The sequence below is a fragment of the Anaerolineales bacterium genome (assembly GCA_022866145.1).
GTDB lineage: Bacteria > Chloroflexota > Anaerolineae > Anaerolineales > E44-bin32 > PFL42.
This window is the reverse complement of record JALHUE010000523.1, coordinates 1-3,041: the sequence shown is the minus strand read 5'-3', so window position 1 is coordinate 3,041 and position 3,041 is coordinate 1. Positions and strand designations below refer to the sequence as shown.

At 65.6% G+C, this 3,041-nt stretch carries 2 protein-coding genes; one reads left to right on the top strand and one right to left on the bottom strand.

Annotation, left to right across the window (positions count from 1 at the left end; translation table 11 throughout):
• Positions 1-247 precede the first annotated feature (247 nt).
• Positions 248-1,306 carry a WD40 repeat domain-containing protein gene (locus MUO23_15085; GenBank protein MCJ7514276.1) on the bottom strand — a complete coding sequence of 353 codons (1,059 nt, stop codon included), beginning with the start codon at positions 1,304-1,306 and terminating at the stop codon, positions 248-250.
• Between the two features lie 1,174 nt (positions 1,307-2,480).
• On the opposite strand from MUO23_15085, the gene MUO23_15080 reads away from it, so the two are divergent.
• Positions 2,481-3,041: response regulator (locus tag MUO23_15080; GenBank protein MCJ7514275.1), on the top strand; the 561-nt coding region annotated here is incomplete at its 3' end.

Genomic DNA, 3,041 nt, shown 5'->3' with positions numbered 1-3,041 from the left:
TGGCCGGCCAGGTGGCCGCCGGAGGGGAACACGACTTCGATCCGCTCAGCGAGCAGGGCTTGCCGGACCGCCCGGATCTCGGCCTGGAAACGCAGCAGGTCTTCCGTGCGCATGGCCTCACCTTACGGCGAACTTGCCAGGGCGTCTATCCCATAGGAAGGGGAGTCGGCAGCAGGCGGGCAGCCTGGAGCCGGCACGCAGCACGAGCGGAGCTTGCATTCCACCCGGAGTGGCTTCAGCTGAGGGATCAGCCGCCGCTCAAGTCCCAGACCAGGACCCTGCCGTCCTCAGTGGTCGCGGCGATCAGTCTTCCATCCGGCGTGAAGGCCACATCCGTCAGTGGGCCGACACGGGGCGAGATCCGGGAGGCTTCGGTGCCGGTCTCCGTGTCCCATAGGACGAGAGTCCCGTCGCGAGAAACGGAGGCCACCAGCTTCCCGTCTGGCGAATAAGCGACAGCGTTGACCCGGAAGACATGACCGATCATCTCGTGGATCAGGTCGCCGCTGACGGTATCCCGGATCCAGACCGCGGGCTCACCCAAGGCGGAGAGGGCCACCCTGGTTCCGCTGCCATCGACATCCACGTCATTCACGGGGAGCCCATACCCGGCCAACAGTTCTGGCTCGATGAAGCGGTCTTCTGCCCAGCGAAATAGCGCCCCGCCGCAGCAGCCTCGGCCGTCGCCAGTGATCAAACCGTCGCCATCCGGGAAATAGTCGATGCCCCAGGCCCAGACCCAGCCTAGGCTCGTCGCGCCGCAGCCGGGTTGGTCAAGGGTCCGACGTAGGATTCCATTTCCCGGATTGACCAGTTGTACAACACAGAGCTGGGCCCCAACGGCTAGTTCGGTGCCAGAGGGCGAAAAAGCCACCCTGTAGACATTGGTCGCCATGGTCGGCTTGAAGCGACTGAGCTCGGTTAGGGTCGACAGGTCCCATACCCGGACAGTTGCGTCATCGGAACCCGACGCCAGCCGGGCGCCATCAGGCGAGAAGGCAAGCGTGTTCACTCCCGCAGTGTGTCCGGTCAGGCTGCCCGCCGGCTGCCAATCTGCGACGGTCCACAGGTCGATGGCGCCTTTGTCTCCGGAGGCTGCCAGCAGCGCTCCATCGGGAGAGATCGCAAGTGCTAGCAGGCTCGCGTTCTGCCCGTGCAGTTCCGCAAGCAGAGGGTAGCCGGTGCTTTGCGCCTCCCCAACCGGCAGGCGATCCAGGCCTGCACTGGACTTCGCGGAAGAGGTGTTCCATCCGACGAGCAGAAAGGCTATCAAGGGAAGCAGAACGAAGGATCGAGGTCGAGACATAGCTGGGACTCCGTGCAGAGACTGGATTCTAGCACCGATCCCCGCGGTGCAGTTCGTTGGGTGGACGGCACGTGGTTTCTCACGCGTGGCGGGCATCAGGTCGTGCGTTGGCCGAGGTCGCACAGGTCATTGCCATCGGCATCGGTGTAGTGCCGGCATCCCCCGGGGAACGAGCAGGCCTTGGCGCACCGCGCGCCCGACAATGGAGGTGATCTCACGCGAGCAAGCGGGGCGCCCTGGTCGGAGGCGCTGGCGTCGGCGTTTGTTCGGCCCTGCGCCTGGACTGCCTGCAAGGCGGGGAGTGCAGCGGCAACTGAGGCCACGCCGACGATACAGATCAATCGCAGGAAGTCCCGCCGACTGGGCGTGGCCCGAACCGGGGTCAGGGGGACATGCGCTGTCAGCGCATGGGGGAGGCGAGGCTGAGGCCGGAGGCGGCGGAAGACCGTGATCGCCCAGTGCCAGTGCAGGGCGACCTTGGCGACGGCCAGCAGCAACGTGGCGAGGCTGGCGGCGAGGTGCGCCAGCTCCCACGCCCGGGTGTTGGCGAGGGGGAGCCCGAGCCAGGTCGAGATGACCAGCCCGGAGGCCAGGGTGCAGATCAGCCCGGCCAGAAGGGCTCCGTCGAGCGCATCGAATCGGCGGACCCGCCTCGGCTGCTTGCCGAAGCGCGTTCACATCACCGCTCCTGCCCAGGCCCAATGCAATCCAAGATGGCAGGCGGCCAAGATCGCGATCCCGAAACCTAACCACTGATGGAGCGCAGGACCGGTCCCGCCCTTCAGCAAGGCGCCCAGGAGTGCCAGGAACAGGACTGCGTCGAGGATCCAGTTTTCGGTAGGCTTTGGTCATGCTCACCTTGATCTCCCATTCAGGGAAGGGTCTTGCGTGCATCATCCCACCCAGCTGTGCTCGAGTCGCGCATGTGCTGTGAAGGGATTGTGGGGGTTCCGATAGCGCCCGGAGGACGAGGATGGGTGAAGGTGCGCGGCCCATCGGCCTGTGGTCTGGGTCGAGTGCCTTCACCGGTTCTTCACAGGGGGGCGGTAGGGTGGGTCGAGTGACCCTGGGGCGCCTGAGGCGCATGGCGGTGAGTGCGGTTGGAGTGAGCTACGAGTGGCGGGGGGCGCGCCCAGTCCAGGGCGATGGGAATGCGGAGCGTATAATCGGAATCATGGCGAAGACCGTGCTGATCATCGAAGATGAGCTCGAGTTGGCGGCCATCGTACGGGACTACCTGGAGGCGGCCCACTTTCGCGTCGAAACCGCGGCCGACGGAGTGTCCGGGCTTTCCGTCTTTCATCATCGTCAGCCGGATCTGGTTGTGCTCGACCTGAACCTTCCCAAGAAGGACGGCCTGGATGTGGCCCGCGAGATCCGCCGGGCGGGAGACACGCCGATCATCATGCTGACGGCCCGTGTCGAGGAAACTGATCGCCTGGTGGGACTGGAGATGGGTGCCGACGACTACATCACCAAGCCGTTTTCGCCGCGGGAAGTGGTGGCAAGGGTGAGGGCCGTTCTGCGCAGGAGTTACGGGGAGCCCGTCGCCCAGCAGGTACTGCGGCACGCGGATCTGGAGATTGACCTGCCCCGCCACCAGGTCCGGCGCGGCGGGGAGGAAATCCTGCTGACGCCGACCGAATTTACGCTGCTGGCGACGCTGGCCTCCGAGCCAGGCCGAGTGTTCAGCCGAGTTCAGCTGCTGGACGCACTGCAGGGCGATGCCTACGAG